18 protein-coding genes are annotated in these 19,727 nt (G+C 66.4%); 11 read left to right on the plus strand and 7 right to left on the minus strand.

What is annotated here, in order from left to right:
- Positions 1-242 precede the first annotated feature (242 nt).
- A complete protein-coding gene (gene hutG, locus ACNFIA_RS11400; RefSeq protein ID WP_416784886.1) occupies positions 243-1,046 on the plus strand; it encodes an N-formylglutamate deformylase in 804 nt (267 codons plus the stop codon).
- 95 nt (positions 1,047-1,141) lie between these two features.
- Here the strand turns inward: hutG and ACNFIA_RS11405 are convergent, their stop codons facing one another.
- Entirely contained in the window at positions 1,142-2,053 is a 912-nt protein-coding gene (locus tag ACNFIA_RS11405; RefSeq protein ID WP_416784888.1) for a LysR family transcriptional regulator, read from the minus strand.
- A gap of 128 nt (positions 2,054-2,181) precedes the next feature.
- On the opposite strand from ACNFIA_RS11405, the gene ACNFIA_RS11410 reads away from it, so the two are divergent.
- From ACNFIA_RS11410 to ACNFIA_RS11420, 3 genes are read left to right on the plus strand one after another with little or no spacing between them, the layout of a single operon-like run.
- On the plus strand, positions 2,182-3,426 hold the full coding sequence (locus ACNFIA_RS11410; RefSeq protein ID WP_416784889.1) for a D-amino acid dehydrogenase: 1,245 nt from the start codon (positions 2,182-2,184) through the stop codon (positions 3,424-3,426).
- Positions 3,427-3,449: 23 nt separating this feature from the next.
- On the plus strand, positions 3,450-3,800 hold the full coding sequence (locus tag ACNFIA_RS11415) for a RidA family protein (protein ID WP_259757816.1): 351 nt from the start codon (positions 3,450-3,452) through the stop codon (positions 3,798-3,800).
- Positions 3,801-3,834: 34 nt separating this feature from the next.
- Complete coding sequence (locus tag ACNFIA_RS11420; protein ID WP_416784891.1) at positions 3,835-4,734, plus strand: transporter substrate-binding domain-containing protein; 900 nt, start codon at positions 3,835-3,837, stop codon at positions 4,732-4,734.
- A 5-nt stretch (positions 4,735-4,739) separates the two neighbouring features.
- On the opposite strand, the gene ACNFIA_RS11425 is transcribed toward ACNFIA_RS11420, so the two are convergent.
- Both ACNFIA_RS11425 and ACNFIA_RS11430 read right to left on the minus strand, forming a co-directional pair.
- On the minus strand, positions 4,740-5,216 hold the full coding sequence (locus ACNFIA_RS11425) for an NUDIX domain-containing protein (protein ID WP_259757812.1): 477 nt from the start codon (positions 5,214-5,216) through the stop codon (positions 4,740-4,742).
- Positions 5,213-5,641, minus strand: coding sequence for a hypothetical protein (locus tag ACNFIA_RS11430; RefSeq protein ID WP_416784894.1), 429 nt, complete (start codon positions 5,639-5,641; stop codon positions 5,213-5,215). Before ACNFIA_RS11430 ends, ACNFIA_RS11425 begins: the two co-directional genes overlap by 4 nt.
- A 179-nt stretch (positions 5,642-5,820) precedes the next feature.
- On the opposite strand from ACNFIA_RS11430, the gene pip reads away from it, so the two are divergent.
- From pip to ACNFIA_RS11465, 7 genes are all read left to right on the plus strand, one after another.
- Positions 5,821-6,792, plus strand: a complete 972-nt coding sequence (pip, locus tag ACNFIA_RS11435; RefSeq protein WP_416784896.1) for a prolyl aminopeptidase — start codon at positions 5,821-5,823, stop codon at positions 6,790-6,792.
- The gene (gene dtd / locus ACNFIA_RS11440) at positions 6,789-7,226 is read left to right on the plus strand and encodes a D-aminoacyl-tRNA deacylase (RefSeq protein WP_259757808.1); all 438 of its coding nucleotides are present in this window, start codon (positions 6,789-6,791) and stop codon (positions 7,224-7,226) included. The genes pip and dtd overlap by 4 nt, the downstream gene beginning before the upstream one ends.
- Before the next feature lie 200 nt (positions 7,227-7,426).
- Positions 7,427-8,995, plus strand: a complete 1,569-nt coding sequence (locus ACNFIA_RS11445) for a glucan biosynthesis protein G (RefSeq protein ID WP_416784898.1) — start codon at positions 7,427-7,429, stop codon at positions 8,993-8,995.
- Positions 8,988-11,561: a glucans biosynthesis glucosyltransferase MdoH gene (gene mdoH, locus ACNFIA_RS11450; protein ID WP_259757807.1), complete on the plus strand. Its 2,574-nt coding sequence runs from the start codon at positions 8,988-8,990 to the stop codon at positions 11,559-11,561. Before ACNFIA_RS11445 ends, mdoH begins: the two co-directional genes overlap by 8 nt.
- A gap of 224 nt (positions 11,562-11,785) precedes the next feature.
- Complete coding sequence (locus ACNFIA_RS11455) at positions 11,786-12,583, plus strand: transporter substrate-binding domain-containing protein (RefSeq protein WP_416784900.1); 798 nt, start codon at positions 11,786-11,788, stop codon at positions 12,581-12,583.
- 73 nt (positions 12,584-12,656) lie between these two features.
- Positions 12,657-13,619 (plus strand): amino acid ABC transporter permease, encoded by a 963-nt coding sequence (locus tag ACNFIA_RS11460; RefSeq protein ID WP_416784902.1) that lies wholly within the window; start codon positions 12,657-12,659, stop codon positions 13,617-13,619.
- Complete coding sequence (locus tag ACNFIA_RS11465; RefSeq protein WP_416784904.1) at positions 13,612-14,346, plus strand: amino acid ABC transporter ATP-binding protein; 735 nt, start codon at positions 13,612-13,614, stop codon at positions 14,344-14,346. Before ACNFIA_RS11460 ends, ACNFIA_RS11465 begins: the two co-directional genes overlap by 8 nt.
- A gap of 288 nt (positions 14,347-14,634) precedes the next feature.
- Here ACNFIA_RS11465 and ACNFIA_RS11470 read toward each other — a convergent pair whose 3' ends face one another.
- The 4 genes from ACNFIA_RS11470 to ahcY all read right to left on the minus strand — a co-directional run bounded on the left by ACNFIA_RS11470 (position 14,635) and on the right by ahcY (position 19,715).
- Positions 14,635-16,665 carry a DEAD/DEAH box helicase gene (locus tag ACNFIA_RS11470; RefSeq protein WP_416784906.1) on the minus strand — a complete coding sequence of 677 codons (2,031 nt, stop codon included), beginning with the start codon at positions 16,663-16,665 and terminating at the stop codon, positions 14,635-14,637.
- Between the two features lie 154 nt (positions 16,666-16,819).
- On the minus strand, positions 16,820-17,668 hold the full coding sequence (gene metF, locus ACNFIA_RS11475; RefSeq protein ID WP_259757802.1) for a methylenetetrahydrofolate reductase [NAD(P)H]: 849 nt from the start codon (positions 17,666-17,668) through the stop codon (positions 16,820-16,822).
- 54 nt (positions 17,669-17,722) lie between these two features.
- Positions 17,723-18,247 carry an HD domain-containing protein gene (locus ACNFIA_RS11480; protein ID WP_416784908.1) on the minus strand — a complete coding sequence of 175 codons (525 nt, stop codon included), beginning with the start codon at positions 18,245-18,247 and terminating at the stop codon, positions 17,723-17,725.
- Positions 18,248-18,305: 58 nt separating this feature from the next.
- Positions 18,306-19,715, minus strand: a complete 1,410-nt coding sequence (gene ahcY / locus ACNFIA_RS11485; protein WP_416784910.1) for an adenosylhomocysteinase — start codon at positions 19,713-19,715, stop codon at positions 18,306-18,308.
- Between the last annotated feature and the right edge of the window lie 12 nt (positions 19,716-19,727).

Below are 19,727 nucleotides of genomic sequence, written 5' to 3' on the forward strand. Positions count from 1 at the left end.
TTGCTCGCGAACAGCCACGCTGCGGAGCCAAACGCAAAGGCCCCTCTCCCTAACCCTCTCCCGCAAGCGGGAGAGGGGACCGTTCGGTGCGGGATGAAACTGCACCATCAGCCGGCACGGACAGCCCCCTCTCCCTTCAGGGAGAGGGCGGGGGAGAGGGAGCCGTGGCACGGATTTGCAGCAGGAAACCGCTGCTCCCAAGAACAACGAATACATCTCGCTAGGTTTGGAGATAGCACCCCATGGACAACGTTCTCGAATTCAAACGCGGCCGCGTGCCCCTGCTGATCAGCATGCCGCACCCCGGCACGCGCCTGACACCGGCCGTGGAAGCCGGCCTGGTGGACGAGGCCCGCGGGCTGGACGACACCGACTGGCACATCCCGCGGCTCTACGCCTTCGCCGAGGAGCTGGGCGCCAGCACCCTGGCCGCCAACTACTCGCGCTACGTCATTGACCTCAACCGCCCGTCCGATGACAAGCCGCTGTACAGCACCGCCACCACCGGCCTCTACCCGGACACCCTGTTCGACGGCCGCCCGCTGTTCAAGGATGGCCTGGCGCCGTCGCCCGAGGAGCGCGCGCGTTATCTCGCCGAGGTCTGGACGCCGTACCACCGCACCCTGGCCGACGAGCTGGCGCGCCTGAAGGCCGAGTTCGGCTACGCGCTGCTGTGGGATGCCCACTCGATCCGCTCGCTGATCCCGCACCTGTTCGACGGCAAGCTGCCGGATTTCAACATCGGCACCCACAGCGGCGCGAGCTGCGATGCGGAAGTGGCCGAGCGACTGGTCGCCGTCTGCGCTGACGCCCCGGCCTACCGGCACATCCTCAATGGCCGCTTCAAGGGCGGACACATCACCCGCCACTACGGCCAGCCGCAGGACAACGTCCATGCCGTGCAGCTGGAACTCGCCCAGTGCAACTACATGGATGAGCAGGCGCCCTTCGGCTACCGCGAGGACCTCGCCGCGCCCACCGCCCAGGTGCTCCGCAAGATGCTGGAAACCTTCCTCGCCTGGGGCCGCGAGCGCTACGGCCGCTGAGTTTTACGCAGCTTCCTGCCGCACCGGACCGTCGGCGCGGCGCCGCCGGACCACGCATCCCGGCGGCGTTGCCCCGGGGCGGCAGGGGCTGTCTTTTATTCCAAGCGATGCTGCGCCAGTTGCCCCTCGGCATGCCGCACCAGCATCTCCAACAGCAGCGCCTGGGTATGCGGCGGCGTTTCGTCGGCGCGGGTCAGGGCGTAGAGCGTCACTTTCACAGTGGGCGTGAGGGTGCGCTGCACCGTCAGGCGTGCGTCCGCACCCAGCGCGGTGAAGGGATCCACCAGCGCCAGTCCTGTTCCCGCTTCCACCAGTGTGCGCGCCAGGGCGTACGTCTGCACCGCGATGCGCACGCGCGGCGGCGGTTCGACGTTGGCCAGGTGGCTTTCCAGGCGGGCTGACAGCGGGTCGGAGGTGGACAATCCGATCATCGGCTCGCCGGCCAGTTCGTCCAGCGTCAGGGGCTGGCCCAGGCGCTCGTCCGGCCAGTGGCCGCGCGGCGCCAGGGCAGCCAGCGGGCCGCTGGCGATGGGCTGCGAGCGCAGGCCGGGATGGTCGGTCTGTTGCAGGGTCAGGGCGAGGTCGAGCTCGCGCATCAGCAGGTTCTGCACCAGTTCGCGGGAGTGCTGGGTGGCCAGCTCGCAACTGCTCTGCGGATAGCGGTTGGTCCATTCGCGGATCACCGGCGGCAGCAGCGACAACGCCATGGCTGGCGTGGCGCCCACGCGCAGGCGGTTCTCCGGTTGGCCGCGCAGGCTCTGCGCCAGGCGTCGGACGCCCTGCAGGCTTTCGCTGACCTTGGCCACTTCGCGCTCCAGCTCCAGTGCCTCGGGAGTTGCCTGCAACTTTCCGCGAACCCGCAGGAAGAGCGGGAAGCCCAGTTGCTGCTCGGCATGCTGCAGCACCTTGGTCACTGCCGGCTGCGAGACGTGCAGCAACTGCGCGGCGCCGCTGACCGAGCCGGTCTCGCGGATGGCCTGGAACACTTCGATATGGCGCAGGCGCATGGCTTCCCTCGTGTGGATATCGCGCGTGTATAACGCAAGGTTATGAGTTGCCCATGTTTATTCATTGTTCGCCGCCTGTCACCCGGCACTAAGGTCGAGGCCAGGATCGAAAGGGCAGTGAGGCGGCAATGGCACAGCGGGTTTGCATCATCGGCGCGGGCGTGGTCGGACTGGCCACGGCGCACGCGCTGGTCCTCGAAGGCTTCGACGTCACCGTGCTGGAGGCGCGGGATCAGGCCGGGCTGGAAACCAGCTTCGCCAACGGCGGCCAGTTGTCCTACCGCTATGTCGCGCCGCTGGCCGATGCCGGCGTGCCGCAGCAGGCGCTGGGCTGGCTGCTGCGTGGGGACTCCCCGCTGCGCCTGCGCCCGCGCCTGGACCCGGCGCAGTGGCGCTGGCTGCTGGAATTCACTGCCGCCTGCCGGCGCTCGGTGAACCAAGCCAACGCGAAACACCTCCTGCGCCTCGCGCTGTTCAGCCAGGCCACCCTGGCGCAGTGGCGCGAGGGCGGGCTGGATGGCTTCGACTGGCGGCGCAACGGCAAGCTCGTGGCCTTCCGCGACGAAGGCAGTTTCCGCAGCGCGCGGCAGAGCCTGTCGGATCCGGCCGCGCAATTGGTGCTCTCAGCGCAGCAGTGCCGCGCGCTGGACCCGGCGCTGGAGCGGGCGCCCTTCGTGGGTGGCATTCATACGCCGGACGAGGAGGTCGCCGATTGTTTCCTGTTCTGCCAGCGGCTGGCCGAGCGGCTCGAAGCGTCTGGCCGTTGCCGGATTCTCTATGGCCATCCCGCGTCGCGGCTGACGCTGCGCAATGGCGCCGTGATCGGCGTGGAGGCGGGCGGGGAGAGCGTCGCGGCCGATCATGTCGTGCTCGCCGCCGGCTACCGCAGCGCGGCGCTGCTGCCGGGCGGGCCGCGCCTGCCGCTCTATCCGCTCAAGGGCTACAGCCTGACCGCGCCGATCCGTGCCGGCGACCACGCGCCGGACGTGAGCCTGACGGATTACGACCGCAAGGTGGTCTACGCGCGCATCGGCGACCGCCTGCGTATCGCCGCCATGGTCGACATCGTCGGTTTCGACCCGCGCCTGGAGCCCAAGCGGCTGGCGCTGATTCGCCAGCAGGCGGCGGATACGCTGCCCGAAGCCTGTGATTACGGCGCGGCCATCGAATGGGCCGGCATGCGCCCGGCGACGCCCACCGGCGTGCCGTTGGTGGGCGCCTGCGGGCCACGCGGGCTGTGGCTGAACCTTGGCCACGGTGCGCTCGGCTTCACCCTGGCGTGCGGCAGCGCGCAACTGATCGCCGCGCAGATCGGTGGGCGCAAACCCGGCATCGACACCAGCGGCCTGACGCCCGAGCGGCTGGCCGGCTGATTCCCTCGGACAGGAGACTCCCCATGCAACTCACCCGTATCGCCACCAACGACCGACTTTCCGGCGCCATGGTCTTCGGCTCGCTGGTGTTCCTCTCCGGGCAGGTGCCGGGTCAGGCCACCGACATCCAGGGCCAGACCGGCGAGGTGCTGGCGAAGATCGACGCACTGCTGGCCGAGGCCGGCACCGACAAGGCGAACCTCCTCAGTGCGACCATCTACCTCAAGGACATCGCGGCCGACTTCGAGGCCATGAACGCTGTCTGGTCCGCCTGGTTGCCCGACGGCTGCGCGCCGACCCGCACCACGGTGCAGGCGCTGCTGGCGCGACCGTCCGTGCGGGTGGAAATCACCGTCATCGCCGCTCGGCCTTGAACCACGACTCACAACAACAAGAGGGATCGAACCCATGAAACGACTCGTACTCGGAATGCTGGCGGCGTCCAGCCTGGTCTGCGCACTGGCGCAGGCGAACGAGGCCCTGGACGGTACGCTGAAGAAAGTCGCCGAGCGCGGCACGATAACCCTGGGTTATCGCGACGCCTCGGTCCCGTTTTCCTACCTGGGCGACAACAGCGGCCAACCCATGGGCTACTCGGTGGAGCTGGCCGGCAAGGTGGTCGAGCGCATCCGCCAGCGGCTCGGCAAGCCGGACCTGGCGGTGAAGTACAACCTGGTGACGTCGCAGACCCGCATCCCGCTGGTGCAGAACGGCACGGTCGACCTGGAGTGCGGCTCCACCGGCGTCACCGCCGAGCGCCTGAAGCAGGTCGCCTTCTCCTACGGCTTCATCTACGTGAAGGGCCAGCTGCTGACCGCCAAGGACAGCGGCATCCAGGGCTTCGACGACCTCAAGGGCAAGAACGTGGTGACCACCGCCGGCACCACCAACGAGCGCTACCTCAAGGCCTACAACGCCGAGCACAAGCTGGGCATGAACGTGGTCAGCGCCAAGGACCACGGCGAGGCCTTCCTCATGCTGCAGTCCGGCCGCGCCGTGGCCTTCTACATGGACGACGCACTGCTCTACGGCGAGAAGGCCAAGGCCCGCGACCCGCACCACTGGGTGGTGGTGGGCGAGCCGCAGTCGCGGGAAATCTACGCCTGCATGGTGCGCAAGGACGATCCGCAGTTCCTCGCCCTGGTCAACAAGACCCTGGCCGACCTCTATTCGTCCGGCGAGATCAAGGGCATCTACCAGCGCTGGTTCGAGCAGCCGATCCCGCCGAAGAACCTCAACCTGGAATTCCCCATGACCGCCGAGCTGCAGGCGATCATCGCCAAGCCCACCAGCGAACCGGTGCAGTAACGCCGCTAGCGCTGCAGGCCGAGGTGGCGGATCAGCGGCTGCGCCTCGGCCAGGCGCTCCCACACGTCGTCGAGCAGTTCGGCGGGGTAGTAGGAGGGCAGGCGCGGTAGTTCCTGGCGCGGGACCCAGGCGACCTCGCGGATGTCGAACTCGTCGCCGCCCAGGCCGCGCAGGTTGTCCAGGCTGACGCGGCCGTCCCAGGCGTCCACGCGGTAGAACAGCTCCATGTGAAAGCGCCCGGCCAGCGGCTCGGCGAACTCGCGCACGTACACCAGCGGGCCGACGTCCACCGTCAGCCCGGTTTCCTCCCGGCATTCGCGGCGCACGGTGTCGCGGGTCGATTGGTCCTTGTCCGACTCGAAACCGCCCCCTGGTGGAATCCAGTACACGTCGCCGCCCACCTCATGGCGCACCAGCAGGATCTCGTCGCGGCGCACCAGCAGGCCGGCGGCGCGGATACGGTGTTGCAGGGGAGACGTCATTGCCAGTCCAGCCTCGCCAGTTTCCATTGGGCGCCGTCGCGCCACCATTCCAGCTTCACCGAATAATGCCCGGCGCTGTCGGGAATCAGGTTCTCGGCGCCGGTGAGGGCCACCTGCGCGACGGTATGGCCGCGATTGGGGTAGGTCGGATCGAGCTGGCTGGTGCTGCGCAGCAGGATCACCTTGACCTGCTGGTGGCGCAGGAACAGCAGCGCCATGGTGCGCCGCGCCCAGTCGCGGTCGAACTCGCCGTTGGCGCGGAAGTCGCCGGCGAGCTGATCGATCACCGCCCCGCTATTCTTGGCCTCGAGGTTGTCCTGCAACTGCTTGACCGCCGCATCCAGCTGCGCCCGCGGGTCGTCCCGGCCGCAACCGGCGAGGGCGAACAGCGCGAGCAGTAGAGAAAGAAACAACTTCCGTGGCATGGCTCACTAACTCCCGTATGGGTTTTGCGCTGGCCCGAGTATCATGCCCGACACCGTGGGGGCCGAAGACTGTCGATGGAAGTCGCGCCGCGGCAACGCGACGTTCTCTCCAATGAGCGACAGGCCCTAGGATGGTTACTGGTCCGGAGCGACCGTACGCACTGATCCAGGAGCGAGCCATGCAAACTTTGTATCCGGAAATCAAGCCTTACGCCCGCCATGAACTGGCCGTCGAGGAGCCGCACGTTCTCTATATAGACGAGAGCGGTACGCCCGACGGATTGCCGGTTCTGTTCATCCATGGCGGCCCGGGTTCCGGTTGCGATGCCATGTCGCGGCGCTTCTTCGATCCGAACATCTACCGCATCGTCACCTTCGACCAGCGCGGCTGCGGCCGTTCCACGCCCTACGCCAGCCTGGAGAACAACACCACCTGGCACCTGGTGCAGGATATCGAGCGCATCCGCGAGCACCTGGGCATCGACAAGTGGGTGTTGTTCGGCGGCTCGTGGGGCTCGACGCTGTCGCTGGCCTACGCCCAGACCCACCCCGACCGCGTGCTGGCGCTGATCGTGCGCGGCATCTTCCTCTGCCGCCCGCAGGAAATCCGCTGGTTCTACCAGGAAGGCGCGAGCCGCCTGTTCCCCGATTACTGGGAGGACTACCTGGCGCCGATCCCTGCCGATGAACACGATGACCTGCTGCACGCCTTCCACCGCCGCCTGACCGGCCCTGACCAGATCGCCCAGATGCACGCCGCGCGCGCCTGGTCCACCTGGGAAGGCCGCACCGCCACGCTGCGGCCGAACCCGGCGGTAGTGGAGCGCTTCGCCGACCCGCACCGCTCGCTGTCGATCGCGCGCATCGAGAACCACTACTTCGTCAACGACGGCTTCCTCGAACCGGACCAGCTGCTGCGCGACATGCACAAGATCGCCCACTTGCCGGGAGTGATCGTGCATGGCCGCTACGATGTGGTCTGTCCGCTGGACAACGCCTGGGCGCTGCACAAGGCCTGGCCCAACAGCGAACTGCAGATCGTCCGCGACGCCGGCCACGTGGCGGGCGAGCCGGGCATTACCGATGCGCTGGTGCGGGCCACCAACGAGATCGGCCGGCGCCTGCTGAACCTGCCGCCGGAGGCTGAATGAAGGGGCTGATCCAGCGGGTGCGCGGCGCCCGCGTCGAGGTCGAGGGCGAAATCGTCGGCGCCATCGACCACGGTTTGCTGGTTCTCGTGGGGGTCGAACCCCAGGATGACGAGGCCTGCGTGAACCGTTTGTTGCACAAGCTGCTTAACTATCGAGTGTTTGGCGACGATGAAGGTAAAATGAACCTTTCATTGAGCGATGTCGGCGGCGGCCTGCTGCTGGTCTCGCAGTTCACCCTGGCCGCGGATACCCGAAAGGGGCTGCGTCCAAGCTTTTCCAGCGCGGCGCCACCTGAAAAGGGCGCCGCGTTGTTCGATCTACTCGTGGAGCAGGCGCGGGAGCGTCATCCGCTGGTCGCCACCGGCCGTTTTGGCGCCAACATGCAGGTCCACCTGGTCAATGACGGCCCGGTGACCTTTCTACTGGAGGCTTGAACGCGCGGCAGCTTGTCATATCGCCGTGGGATGATGGTTAGGGCTATGTACTTAGAACAATGCGTCTCCGGGAGCCCGAAGTACCCGTGTAAAAAAGCGGGGAATCATTCAGGCTCACTGGGGTCGGAATTCAATCGCCAGCAGATTGGCATCGCCTTTGCTGGCTTTAATCGTTTTGTGTTCACGGACGAGGGGGACTCGTGATTTTCCGTTCCGTTCAACAACCGCTTTCGCGCCACATCCTTCGCGGACTGGTCGGCTCCGCCCTGTTGGCGTTGAGCGCTACCCACGCCTGGGCCTTCGATCTCGACGACGTTGGCGAAAAGGCCAAGTCGCTGGCTGCAGAGAAGTACAGCGCACCGACGAGCAACCTGCCATCGGAATTCAGCGAAATGAAGTTCGCGGATTACCAGCAGATCCGCTTCCGTAACGAGAAGGCTTACTGGGCCGGCGACAAGACCCCCTTCAAGATCAGCTTCTATCACCAGGGCATGCACTTTGATACCCCGGTGAAGATCAACGAGGTGACGGCGACCGACGTCAAGGAGATCAAGTACGATCCCTCTCGTTTCGACTTCGGTTCGCTGAAGTTCGACGCCAATGCCACCAAGGATCTGGGCTATGCCGGCTTCCGCCTGCTGTACCCGATCAACTCCCCCGACAAGCAGGACGAAATCGCTACCTTCCTGGGCGCGAGCTACTTCCGCATCATCGGCAAGGATCAGTGGTGGGGCCTCTCCGCCCGCGGCCTGGCGCTGGATACCGCGCTGCCCTCGGGTGAGGAATTCCCGCGCTTCCGCGAGTTCTGGATCGAGAAGCCCAAGCCCAAGGACAAGCACCTGGTGATCTTCGCGCTGCTGGATTCGCCCCGTGCGACCGGCGCGTACCGCTTCACCATCCGTCCGGGCAACGACACCGTGGTCGACGTGAAGGCCCGCGTGTTCCTGCGCGACAAGGTGAGCAAGCTGGGCCTGGCGCCTTTGACCAGCATGTTCCTGTTCGGCTCCAACCAGCCCTCCGCGGAGCACAACTTCCGTCCGGAACTGCATGACTCCACCGGCCTGCAGATCCATGCTGGCAACGACGAGTGGATCTGGCGCCCGCTGAACAACCCCAAACACCTGTCCGTCAGCGCCTACAGCGTCGAGAACCCGAAAGGTTTCGGTCTGCTGCAGCGCGGCCGCGAGTTCTCCCGCTACGAAGACCTGGACGACCGCTACGACCTGCGTCCGTCCGCCTGGGTCGAGCCGCAGGGCGACTGGGGCAAGGGCACCATCGAGCTGGTGGAGATCCCGACGCCGGACGAGACCAACGACAACATCGTGGCCTTCTGGAACCCCGAGAAGCGTCCGGAAGCCGGCGAGCCGCTGGACTTCGCCTACCGCATGCGCTGGACCAAGGACGAGCAGGCCCTGCACGATCCGAAGAACGCCTGGGTCATGCAGACCCTGCGCTCGGTCGGTGACGTGAAGCAGAAGAACCTGATCCGCCAGCCCGATGGCAGCGTGGCCCTGGTCGTCGATTTCGTCGGCCCGACCCTGAAGGCCCTGGCTGGCGATGCGCCGGTGAGCACCCAGGTGAGCACCGACGACAACGCCGAGGTGAAGGAAAACAGCCTGCGCTACAACGCAGTTACCCAGGGATGGCGCCTGACGCTGCGGATCAAGGTCAAGGATCCGAAGAAGCCGACGGAAATGCGCGCTGCCCTGGTGAACGGCGGCCAGACCATTTCCGAAACCTGGAGCTACCAGCTGCCTGCCGATGAATAACTCTTCCGCTACCACCGCGCCGGTGGCCGACTACCTCGCGCACCTGCCTCTTTCGGCGCAGGAGCGTGAGGCGCTGGCCCAGGCCGGTTCCTTCAGCGAGCTGCACGAGCGGCTCGCTGGCGATGTTCAGGGTGAGGACGCGGCGCTGGCTTCGGTCGGCGCGCGCCTGCGCCATGGCTACGGCCAGGACCTGGACGACGCCCAGATGCTGGGCATGGACGACAACGGCCGCACCTACCTCAAGGCCGCGCCGCCGATCCAGCGCACCAAGGTGATCCCCGAACCCTGGCGCACCAACCCGCTCATGCGCGGCTGGCGCCGCCTGACCGGCCGCAGCAACCCGTCCAAGCCGGTCCGTGACCTGCCCAAGGCGCGCTGGCAGCGGGTCGGCTCGCTGCGCCGGTTCATCCTGGTCCTGCTCATGCTGGGCCAGACCAGCGTCGCCACCTACTACATGAAAGGCATCCTGCCCTACCAGGGCTGGGCCTTCGTCGATCTCGAAGAGATCAACCGCCAGACCTTCCTGCAGACCCTGGAACAGGTGCTGCCCTACGTCATCCAGTTCGGCGTGCTGGCGCTCTTCGCCATCCTCTTCTGCTGGGTGTCGGCCGGCTTCTGGACGGCCCTGATGGGCTTCTGGGAACTGCTCACCGGCCGCGACCGCTACCGTATCTCCGGCAGCAGCGCGGGCAGCGAGCCGATTGCCGCCGATGCGCGCACCGCCATCGTCATGCCGATCTGCAACGAGGACGTCCCGCGCGTCTTCGCCGGCCTGCGGGCGACTTACGAGTCCGTGGCGGCCAGCGGCGAGCTGGATCGCTTCGACTTCTTCGTGCTCAGCGACACCAACCAGCCCGACATCGCCATGGCCGAAGAAAAGGCCTGGATCGAGCTGTGCAAGGAAGCTCTGGGCTTCGGTCGCATCTTCTACCGCCGCCGTCGGCGCCGGGTGAAGCGCAAGAGCGGCAACATCGACGACTTCTGCCGTCGCTGGGGCGGCCAGTACAAGTACATGGTCGTCATGGACGCCGACAGCGTCATGAGCGGCGACTGCCTGACCAAGCTGGTGCGCCTGATGGAGGCCAACCCCGAGGCCGGCATCATCCAGACCGCCCCGAAGGCGTCGGGCATGGACACCCTCTACGCGCGCATGCAGCAGTTCGCCACCCGCGTGTACGGCCCGCTGTTCACCGCCGGCCTGCACTTCTGGCAACTGGGCGAATCCCACTACTGGGGCCACAACGCGATCATCCGGGTAAAACCCTTCATCGAGCACTGCGCCCTGGCGCCGCTGCCGGGCAAGGGCTCCTTCGCCGGTGCGATCCTCTCCCACGACTTCGTCGAAGCCGCGCTGATGCGCCGTGCCGGCTGGGGCGTGTGGATCGCCTACGACCTGGAAGGCAGCTACGAGGAATTGCCGCCCAACCTGCTGGACGAGCTCAAGCGCGACCGCCGCTGGTGCCACGGCAACCTGATGAACTTCCGCCTGTTCCTGGTCAAGGGCATGCATCCGGTGCACCGCGCGGTGTTCCTCACCGGCGTGATGTCCTACCTGTCGGCGCCGCTGTGGTTCTTCTTCCTGGTGCTGTCTACCGCGCTGCTGGCGGTGCACCAGCTGATGGAGCCGCAGTACTTCCTGGAGCCGCGCCAGCTGTTCCCGATCTGGCCGCAGTGGCACCCGGAAAAGGCCATCGCGCTGTTCTCCACCACCCTGACCCTGCTGTTCCTGCCCAAGCTGCTCAGCGTCATGCTGATCTGGGCCAAGGGCGCCAAGGCCTACGGTGGCGTGATCAAGGTGACGCTGAGCATGCTCCTGGAGATGTTCTTCTCGGTGCTGCTGGCGCCGGTGCGCATGCTCTTCCACACCCGCTTCGTGCTGGCCGCGTTCCTCGGCTGGGAAGCCCAGTGGAAGTCGCCGCAGCGTGATGACGACGACACCCCGTGGAGCGAGGCGATCCGTCGCCATGGCCTGCAAACCCTGCTGGGCCTGTGCTGGGCGCTGCTGGTGGCGTGGCTGAACCCGCGCTTCCTGTGGTGGCTCTCGCCCATCGTCGGCGCGCTGATGCTGTCCATTCCGGTGTCGGTGATCAGCAGCCGGGTCAAGCTGGGCCTGGCCTCGCGTGACGAGAAGCTGTTCCTCATTCCCGAGGAATACGACACTCCGCGCGAGCTGCGTGCCACCGACGAATACACCTACCAGAACCGCTGGCAGGCCCTGAAGGACGGCTTCGTCCGGTCCGCCGTGGACCCGGTGCTGAACGCCCTGGCCTGCGCCATGGGCACCGCCCGTCATGGCCACTCCGCGGCCATCGAGGCGACCCGCGCCGCGCTGGTCGAGAAGGCCCTGGAGGCCGGCCCCGAGCAGCTCGACGGCAACCGCCGCCTGGCGCTGCTGAGCGACCCGGTGGCGCTGTCGCGCCTGCACCTGGCGCTCTGGCAGGGCGACAAGGAGCAGTGGATCGGCCCGTGGCGCCATTCGCTGAAGACGGACGCCCACGCGCCCGCCGTGCCCCTGGCGCCGGTCGCGGACCAGGGCGCCATGGCCCTGCCCGCCGCGCAATCCTGATCGCGCGCCGCCCCCATCCTGCACGGGTGGGGGCGGCGCGGCGGTTTAGCCTGTTTTCCCCTCGCTCCGCTGCTGGTACCCTGCGCCAGCTATCCAGAAAAGATTGAGATATCCGCCGCATCGGGTACGCTTCGCTCCCTTTGCGCGCTCGGCAGGCCCTTGCCGCGCCTGGTTCGATCGCTGGACAAAACAATACGTTCTTTCACTTGCTTGGGAGTATGGGGATGAAAAAGTACCTGGCATCGCTGGTGATGGGCGTCTGCGCCCTGGTCAGCGTGAGCGCGGCTCAGGCCGGCGCCATCGATGAAGCGGCCAAGCGCGGCACCCTGCGCGTGGGCATGGACCCGACCTACATGCCGTTCGAGATGACCAACAAGCGCGGCCAGATCGTCGGCTTCGAAGTGGACCTGCTCAAGGCCATGGCCAAGTCGATGAACGTCAAGCTGGAGCTGGTTTCCACCGCCTATGACGGCATCATCCCGGCCCTGCTCACCGACAAGTTCGACATGATCGGCTCGGGCATGACCCTGACCCAGGAACGCAACCTGCGCGTCAACTTCAGCGATCCCTTCATCGTGGTCGGCCAGACCCTGCTGATCCGCAAGGAGCTGCAAGGCGAGATCAAGTCCTACAAGGACCTGAACGACGCGAAATACCGCATCACCTCGAAGATCGGCACCACCGGCGAATTCGTCGCCAAGAAGCAGCTTTCCAAGGCCCAGTACCACGGCTTCGACAACGAGCCCGAAGCGGTCATGGACGTGGTCAATGGCAAGGCCGATGCCTTCATCTACGACTCGCCCTACAACGTCGTCGGCGTGAGCAAGTTCGGCGCCGGCAAGCTGGTGCACCTGGACCAGCCGTTCACCTACGAGCCGCTGGCCTTCGGCCTGAAGAAGGGCGACTACGACTCGATCAACTTCATCAACAACTTCCTCAAGCAGATCCGTGAGGACGGCACCTACGATCGTCTGCACGACAAGTGGTTCAAGAACGCCGACTGGCTCAAGGACATGGAATAATCCACGTCTGACGCAGGTCGACCCGACGCGCAGGCCCCGAGCCTGCGCGTTCGCATTTTCACGGTAGAGATTCGTGGCTAGAACGAAACGCGCAACCTGGCCCTGGCACGGGCTGACCGGACTGATCCTCCTGCTGATCGGTCTGGCCCTCTGGTACTCCACATCGCTGATTTCCTACGAGTGGCGCTGGAACCGCGTCCCGCAGTACTTCGCCTACCAGGCTGAAGAGCCGCAGCGCGCTGAAGGCATTTCGCGGGTGGAGAAGATCGAGGAGCAGGGCGGCAACGCCCGCGTCACGCTGGTGGAGGAAGACGGCAAGCAGCAGGTGCTGACCGTGGCCGCCGACAGCCTGCAGTTCTCGGAGAACGATGACGTCGCCGAGGGCGATGTGGTCGGCTCGACCCGCCATTGGGCCGCCGGCCCGCTGACCTGGGGCCTGTGGACCACGCTGTGGATCTCCTTCGTTTCCGGCGCGCTGGGCCTGGTCATCGGCCTGTTCACCGGTCTCTGCCGACTGTCGAAGAACCCGACCCTGCACGACCTGTCGACCCTCTACGTCGAACTGGTGCGCGGCACGCCGCTGCTGGTGCAGATCTTCATCTTCTACTTCTTCATCGGCACCGTGCTGAACCTCTCCCGCGAATTCGCCGGGGTGGCGGCGCTGGCGCTGTTCACCGGCGCCTACGTGGCCGAGATCGTCCGCGCCGGCGTGCAGTCCATCGCCCGTGGCCAGGACGAAGCCGCGCGCTCCCTGGGCCTGAACGCCGCGCAGTCGATGCGCCACGTGATCCTCCCGCAGGCATTCAAGCGCGTGCTGCCGCCGCTGGCCGGGCAGTTCATCAGCCTGGTCAAGGACACGTCCCTGGTCTCGGTGATCGCCATTACCGAACTGACCAAGAGTGGCCGCGAAGCGATCACCACCTCGTTCTCCACCTTCGAGATCTGGTTCTGCGTCGCCGCGCTCTACCTCGTGATCAACCTGCCGCTGTCGCATCTGGCGGGGCGCCTAGAGCGGAGGCTCGGCCAAAGTGATTGAAGTGCGTAACCTGACCAAGGTTTTCGACACCCGCGGGCACGTCGTGCGCGCGGTGGATGACGTCACCACCGGCGTGGCCAAGGGCGAAGTGGTGGTGGTGATCGGGCCGTCCGGCTCGGGCAAGTCCACCTTCCTGCGCTGCCTCAACGGCCTGGAGGAATTCGACTCCGGTTCGGTGAGCATCGACGGCGTCGACCTCGCCAACCCGAAGACCGACATCAACGCCTACCGCCGCGAAGTCGGCATGGTGTTCCAGCATTTCAACCTGTTCCCGCACATGACCGTGCTGGAGAACCTGTGCCTGGCGCAGAAGGTCGTGCGCAAGCGCGGCAAGGCCGAGCGAGAAGCCAAGGCCCGCGCGCTGCTGGAGAAGGTCGGTATCGGCCAGAAGGCCAACGAATACCCGTCGCGTCTCTCCGGCGGGCAGCAGCAGCGCGTGGCGATTGCCCGTGCGCTGTGCATGGACCCGAAGGTGATGCTGTTCGACGAGCCCACCTCGGCGCTCGACCCGGAGATGGTCGGCGAGGTGCTGGACGTGATGAAGACCCTGGCGCTGGAAGGCATGACCATGGTCTGCGTGACCCACGAGATGGGCTTCGCCCGTGAAGTGGCGGACCGCGTGCTGTTCTTCGATCACGGCAAGCTGCTGGAAGACGCCGCCCCGGCGGCATTCTTCGCCCAGCCCAAGGACGCGCGTGCGCAGTCCTTCCTGCGGCAGGTGCTGTGAGGCGTGTGCCACGCTGAAAGAGCCGCCTTCGGGCGGCTTTTTTGTGCCTGATCGGCGGGGCTGGATTGGCTCTCGTAGGAGCGGACTTCGTCCGCGATGATCCCTCGCGCGGAACTGATCGCGGACGGAGTCCGCTCCTACACACAGGGGGCACGCCGGAGCCGGCCGGTAACTGTAGGAGCGGGCCATGCCCGCGATTAGCGCCCATGGGGCGCTCTTGCAGGATTGGGCATTGCCGGAATCGCGCGCAAAAAGAAACCGCCCCGGAGGGCGGTTTCTTCTGCAGCATCAGTCGCGGTTGCGGGTCAGCAGCGCGGGACGCTCGGTCTTGCGGCGCGGTTCCAGCTCTTCCAACTGCTCCGGCGTGGGGAAGCGGTCGGAGCGGACCAGGTCGCGCTTGTTGATCACCACCGGCTGGCGGGTCGGCTTGGCGGCGCCGTACTCGCTCGGTTCGCGCAGCGGAGCGTCATTCATGCGCGAGGCCGGGGCCTTGCCGCCACGCTTGCGCTGACCGGGCTTGCCCTGGCCGTTGCCGCCCTGGCCCTGGCTGCGGCCGGTGCCGTTAGGCTTGCGCGCGGCCTTGCCCTGACCTTGACCTTGACCTTGGCCACGGCCTTGACCGCTGCCCTGGCCGCCCTGGCCGCCCTGGCCGCGGGGACGCTGCTGGCCCTGGCCCTGACTCTGGCCTTGACCCTGACCGCCACGGCGGCGCTGGCCGCGTTGCTGGTCCTTGTCCGGGAATGGGCTGACATAGTCGGCGCGGTTGCCGAAGTTGTCGAAATCGTCGTCGAGGAATTCTTCCGGATCGCGGTTGCCATCGACTTTCGGCGCGCGGGCCGGCTTGGCCTGCTGCTCCTGGCGGGGCTGGCGCGGCTCACGGGGCTGACGCGGTTGGGCATTGGCGTTGGAGTTGGGCTGGGCGTCACCGCCCTGGCCATCGCCTTTCTTCTTGCCGCGACCGCCACGACGGCGGCGCTTGCCGGCGGGCTTGTCGCCCTCGGCGCCTTCGGCGGCGTCGGAAGCGGCAGGGTGCTGCTGCGCTTCGGCCTGGGCCTGCTGCGGCTTGTCCTTGTTGCGGTCCTTGCGCTCGCCGCGCTTGGCCTTGTCCTTGCGCGGCTGGCGCTGGGGGGCTTCCTTCGGCTCGGGCTGCTGGACTTCCGGCAGCACGGCGTCGGGGTCGAAGCCTTGCATGTCGCCATCGGGGATGCGCTGCTTGGTCAGGCGCTCGATGGCCTTGAGCAGCTTGTCCTCGTCCGGCGCGACCAGCGAGATGGCTTCACCGGTACGGCCGGCGCGGCCGGTACGGCCGATACGGTGGACGTAATCTTCCTCGACGTTGGGCAGCTCGTAGTTCACCACATGGGGCAACTGGTCGATGTCCAGGCCGCGGGCGGCGATGTCGGTGGCGACCAGGATGCGAACGTCGTTGGCCTTGAAGTCGGCCAGGGCCTTGGTGCGCGCGTTCTGGCTCTTGTTGCCGTGGATCGCGGCGGCCGGCAGGCCGTGCTTGGTCAGGTATTCGGCGAGGCGGTTGGCGCCGTGCTTGGTGCGGGTGAACACCAGCACCTGCTCCCAGGCGCCCATGGTCACCAGGTGAGCCAGCAGGGCGCGCTTCTGCACCGCCGGGATGCGGAATACGCGCTGCTCGATGCGCTCGACGGTGGTGTTCGGCGGGGTGACCTCGATGCGCTCCGGGTTGTGCAGGAGCTTGTTGGCGAGGTCGACGATGTCCTTGGAGAAGGTCGCCGAGAACAGCAGGTTCTGACGCTTGGGCGGCAGCTTGGCGAGAACCTTCTTCACGTCGTGGATGAAGCCCATGTCGAGCATGCGGTCGGCTTCGTCGAGGACGAGGATTTCCACGTGGGACAGGTCGATGCTGCCCTGGCCGACCAGGTCGAGCAGGCGACCGGGGCAGGCGACGAGCACGTCGACGCCCTTGGAGACGGCCTGGACCTGCGGATTCATACCGACGCCGCCGAAGATGCAGGCGCTTTTCAGGGGCAGGTCGCGGGCGTAGACCTTGAAGCTGTCGTGCACCTGGGCAGCCAGCTCGCGGGTCGGCGTCAGGACCAGGACGCGGGCCTGGCGCGGGCCGTGGCGGTGTTCGCGGTCCGGGTGGCCTTCGGGGAACAGGCGTTCGAGCACCGGGAGGGCGAAGCCGCCGGTCTTGCCGGTGCCGGTCTGGGCGGCAACCATGAGGTCGCGGCCTTGCAGTACGGCGGGGATGGCGCGTTCCTGAACGGGAGTGGGGCGCGCGTAGCCGGCGGCTTCAACGGCGCCAGCCAGGGCCTCGGAGAGACCGAGGGAAGAAAAGGACATGCGGGGTTCCTGTAGGCCGGCGACCTGCCGGCTCGAGGGCGCGTGATTTCAAGCTCGGGGCGAGCGCTCAGCCGCTGGCTGGAAGCACTCCGTCCACGATGCGCCGGCGTTGCGCTGGCCGGGATCGCGGACGGTAAGCCCGGAGCAATGATCCTCAGCGGGGGAGCTTGAGGTTGTTCCAGAGCGCCAGGCTGGGTTCAGCCTGGTTCAGGGTGTAGAAATGCAGACCGGGTGCGCCGCCTTCGAGCAGACGTTCGCACATGTCGGTGATGACCTGCTCACCAAAGGCCTGGATGCTGGCGATGTCGTCGCCGTAGGCTTCCAGCTGCTTGCGAATCCAACGGGGGATTTCCGCGCCACAGGCGTCGGAGAAGCGGGCCAGTTTGGTGTAGTTGGTGATCGGCATGATACCCGGTACGACCGGAATGCTGACACCGAGTTTCTCCGCTCGCTCGACAAAATGGAAGTAGCTGTCGGCGTTGAAGAAGTATTGTGTGATGGCAGAGTCGGCGCCGGCTTTGACCTTGCGCACGAAATTCGCCAGATCATCCTCGAAATTACGTGCCTGCGGGTGAACTTCCGGATAGGCGGCAACTTCGATGTGGAAGTGGTCGCCGGTTTCGGCGCGGATGAATTCCACCAGTTCGTTGGCGTAGCGCAGCTCGCCGCTGGCCATACCCATGCCCGAGGGCAGGTCGCCGCGCAGGGCGACGATACGACGAATGCCGGCGTCCTTGTAGTGGGCCAGCAGCGCGCGCAGCTCGCCCTTGGTGTCGCCGACACAGGACAGGTGCGGCGCGGTCGGCACCTGCACTTCGCCGTCCAGTTGCAGCACGGTGGTCAGGGTGCGGTCGCGGGTGGAGCCGCCGGCACCGTAGGTGCAGGAGAAGAAGTCGGGTTTTTTCGCGGCCAGCTGGCGCGCGGTGGCCAGCAGTTTTTCATGGCCGGCTTCGGTCTTGGCGGGGAAGAACTCGAAGCTGAAACGGCGTTCTTTCTGACTCATGGTCGTTCCTTCGGCGCCCCGTCATGGCGTGGCTGCCGGCATGTGCCGTCGACTTCAGAAGTAACGGCGGTAGTTGTCTATCTTCGCACGCAGTCGCTCGGCGCTGGGCCCGTGGACATCGCCGAGGGCATCCAGAATGCACTGCGACTCCACGTGGTAGTCGGCGATCTTGCTCCGCGCCCAGGTCGAGGGTGGCGGCTGCAGGTTGGTGATCCGGTCGCACAGCTTGACGATCGCATACTGCGGCGCGCCGGTCGCCAGCCTTTGGGTGTCCAACGACAGCTTCTGGCCATTCAGCACCTTGCTCAGGTGCCGGGCGCCATCGGCGACGAACTCGCCGAAACGCGCCTGCAGTTCCTCGAAGGGCACCGCGGTGTCTTCGAGCACGTCGTGCAGCAGGGCGATCTGGACGGTCTCCGCCAGGCGCTCGACAGGCGCTTCGCGGTCGGCCGCCATGACTTCGTTGGCGACCATCGCCAGGTGCACGGCATAGGGCAGCGTCGAGGCGGTCAGCGTCTGCCCGGCGTGAGCGCCGGCGGCGAAGAGCCAGGCCTGGTTGTAGCTGTCCGGCAGGTTCATGCGGTCGTGTTCCAGATGGCAAAGAGGGCAGACGATTGCTCGTCTGCCCTCCGGCGCATCAGTAGCGGTAGGTGTCCGGCTTGAACGGGCCTTCCACGGTCACGCCGATGTAGTCGGCCTGTTTCGGGGTCAGGCGGGTGACGACGCCACCGAAGCCCTTGACCATCTCCAGGGCCACTTCTTCGTCCAGCTTCTTGGGCAGTACTTCGACGGTCAGACGCTCGGCTTTCTTCTGCGCGGAGAGGTCAGCGTACTTCTGCTCGAACAGGAAGATCTGCGCCAGCACCTGGTTGGCGAAGGAGCCGTCCATGATGCGGCTCGGGTGGCCGGTGGCATTGCCCAGGTTCACCAGGCGACCTTCGGCCAGCAGGATCAGGTAGTCGTCGTTGGCCGGGTCGAAGGCGCCAGCGCCGGTGCGGTGGATCTTGTGCACCTGCGGCTTGACCTCTTCCCAGGCCCAGTTCTTGCGCATGAAGGCGGTGTCGATCTCGTTGTCGAAGTGACCGATGTTGCACACCACGGCGCGCTTCTTCAGCGCTTTCAGCATGCCGGCGTCGCAGACGTTGACGTTGCCGGTGGTGGTGACGATCAGGTCGATCTTGCCCAGCAGAGCGGCGTCAACGCAGGCTTCGGTGCCGTCGTTCAGGCCGTTCTTGTACGGGGAGACCAGCTCGAAGCCGTCCATGCAGGCCTGCATGGCGCAGATAGGGTCGATCTCGGAAACCTTCACGATCATGCCTTCCTGGCGCAGGGACTGGGCGGAGCCCTTGCCCACGTCGCCGTAGCCGATCACCAGGGCCTGCTTGCCCGACAGCAGGTGGTCGGTGCCGCGCTTGATGGCGTCGTTCAGGCTGTGGCGGCAGCCGTACTTGTTGTCGTTCTTGCTCTTGGTGACCGCGTCGTTGACGTTGATCGCGGGGACTTTCAGGGTGCCGGCCTTGAGCATGTCGAGCAGGCGGTGCACACCGGTGGTGGTCTCTTCGGTGATGCCGTGGATGCGCTCGAGCATCTGCGGGTATTTCTTGTGCAGGATCTCGGTCAGGTCACCGCCGTCGTCCAGCACCATGTTGGCGTCCCACGGCTTGCCGTCCTTGAGGATGGTCTGCTCGATGCACCACTCGTATTCCTGCTCGGTTTCGCCCTTCCAGGCGAATACCGGGATGCCGGCGGCGGCGATGGCGGCTGCGGCCTGGTCCTGGGTGGAGAAGATGTTGCAGGACGACCAGCGGACTTCCGCGCCCAGCGCGGTCAGCGTCTCGATGAGGACGCCGGTCTGGATGGTCATGTGGATGCAGCCGAGGATCTTCGCGCCTTTCAGCGGCTGACTGGCGGCGTACTTGCGGCGCAGGCCCATCAGTGCCGGCATTTCGGACTCGGCGATGATCAGCTCGCGGCGGCCCCAGGCGGCCAGGGAAATGTCGGCGACTTTGTAGTCGGTGAAACCGGCAGGCGTCATGACAGCGCTCATGCTGTAACTCTC

Source organism: Pseudomonas sp. NY15437 (genome assembly GCF_048068435.1).
Lineage (GTDB): Bacteria > Pseudomonadota > Gammaproteobacteria > Pseudomonadales > Pseudomonadaceae > Pseudomonas > Pseudomonas nitroreducens_B.

Bases quoted from the DNA above. Each gene is read 5' to 3' on its own strand.
- ahcY (WP_416784910.1), bottom strand. From the start codon at position 19,715: ATGAGCGCTGTCATGACGCCTGCCGGTTTCACCGACTACAAAGTCGCC.
- ACNFIA_RS11405 (WP_416784888.1), bottom strand. From the start codon at position 2,053: ATGCGCCTGCGCCATATCGAAGTGTTCCAGGCCATCCGCGAGACCGGC.
- ACNFIA_RS11410 (WP_416784889.1), top strand. From the start codon at position 2,182: ATGGCACAGCGGGTTTGCATCATCGGCGCGGGCGTGGTCGGACTGGCC.
- dtd (WP_259757808.1), top strand. From the start codon at position 6,789: ATGAAGGGGCTGATCCAGCGGGTGCGCGGCGCCCGCGTCGAGGTCGAG.
- ACNFIA_RS11425 (WP_259757812.1), bottom strand. From the start codon at position 5,216: ATGACGTCTCCCCTGCAACACCGTATCCGCGCCGCCGGCCTGCTGGTG.
- ACNFIA_RS11430 (WP_416784894.1), bottom strand. From the start codon at position 5,641: ATGCCACGGAAGTTGTTTCTTTCTCTACTGCTCGCGCTGTTCGCCCTC.
- ACNFIA_RS11470 (WP_416784906.1), bottom strand. From the start codon at position 16,665: ATGTCCTTTTCTTCCCTCGGTCTCTCCGAGGCCCTGGCTGGCGCCGTT.
- hutG (WP_416784886.1), top strand. From the start codon at position 243: ATGGACAACGTTCTCGAATTCAAACGCGGCCGCGTGCCCCTGCTGATC.
- ACNFIA_RS11415 (WP_259757816.1), top strand. From the start codon at position 3,450: ATGCAACTCACCCGTATCGCCACCAACGACCGACTTTCCGGCGCCATG.
- ACNFIA_RS11420 (WP_416784891.1), top strand. From the start codon at position 3,835: ATGAAACGACTCGTACTCGGAATGCTGGCGGCGTCCAGCCTGGTCTGC.
- ACNFIA_RS11480 (WP_416784908.1), bottom strand. From the start codon at position 18,247: ATGAACCTGCCGGACAGCTACAACCAGGCCTGGCTCTTCGCCGCCGGC.
- ACNFIA_RS11455 (WP_416784900.1), top strand. From the start codon at position 11,786: ATGAAAAAGTACCTGGCATCGCTGGTGATGGGCGTCTGCGCCCTGGTC.
- pip (WP_416784896.1), top strand. From the start codon at position 5,821: ATGCAAACTTTGTATCCGGAAATCAAGCCTTACGCCCGCCATGAACTG.
- mdoH (WP_259757807.1), top strand. From the start codon at position 8,988: ATGAATAACTCTTCCGCTACCACCGCGCCGGTGGCCGACTACCTCGCG.
- metF (WP_259757802.1), bottom strand. From the start codon at position 17,668: ATGAGTCAGAAAGAACGCCGTTTCAGCTTCGAGTTCTTCCCCGCCAAG.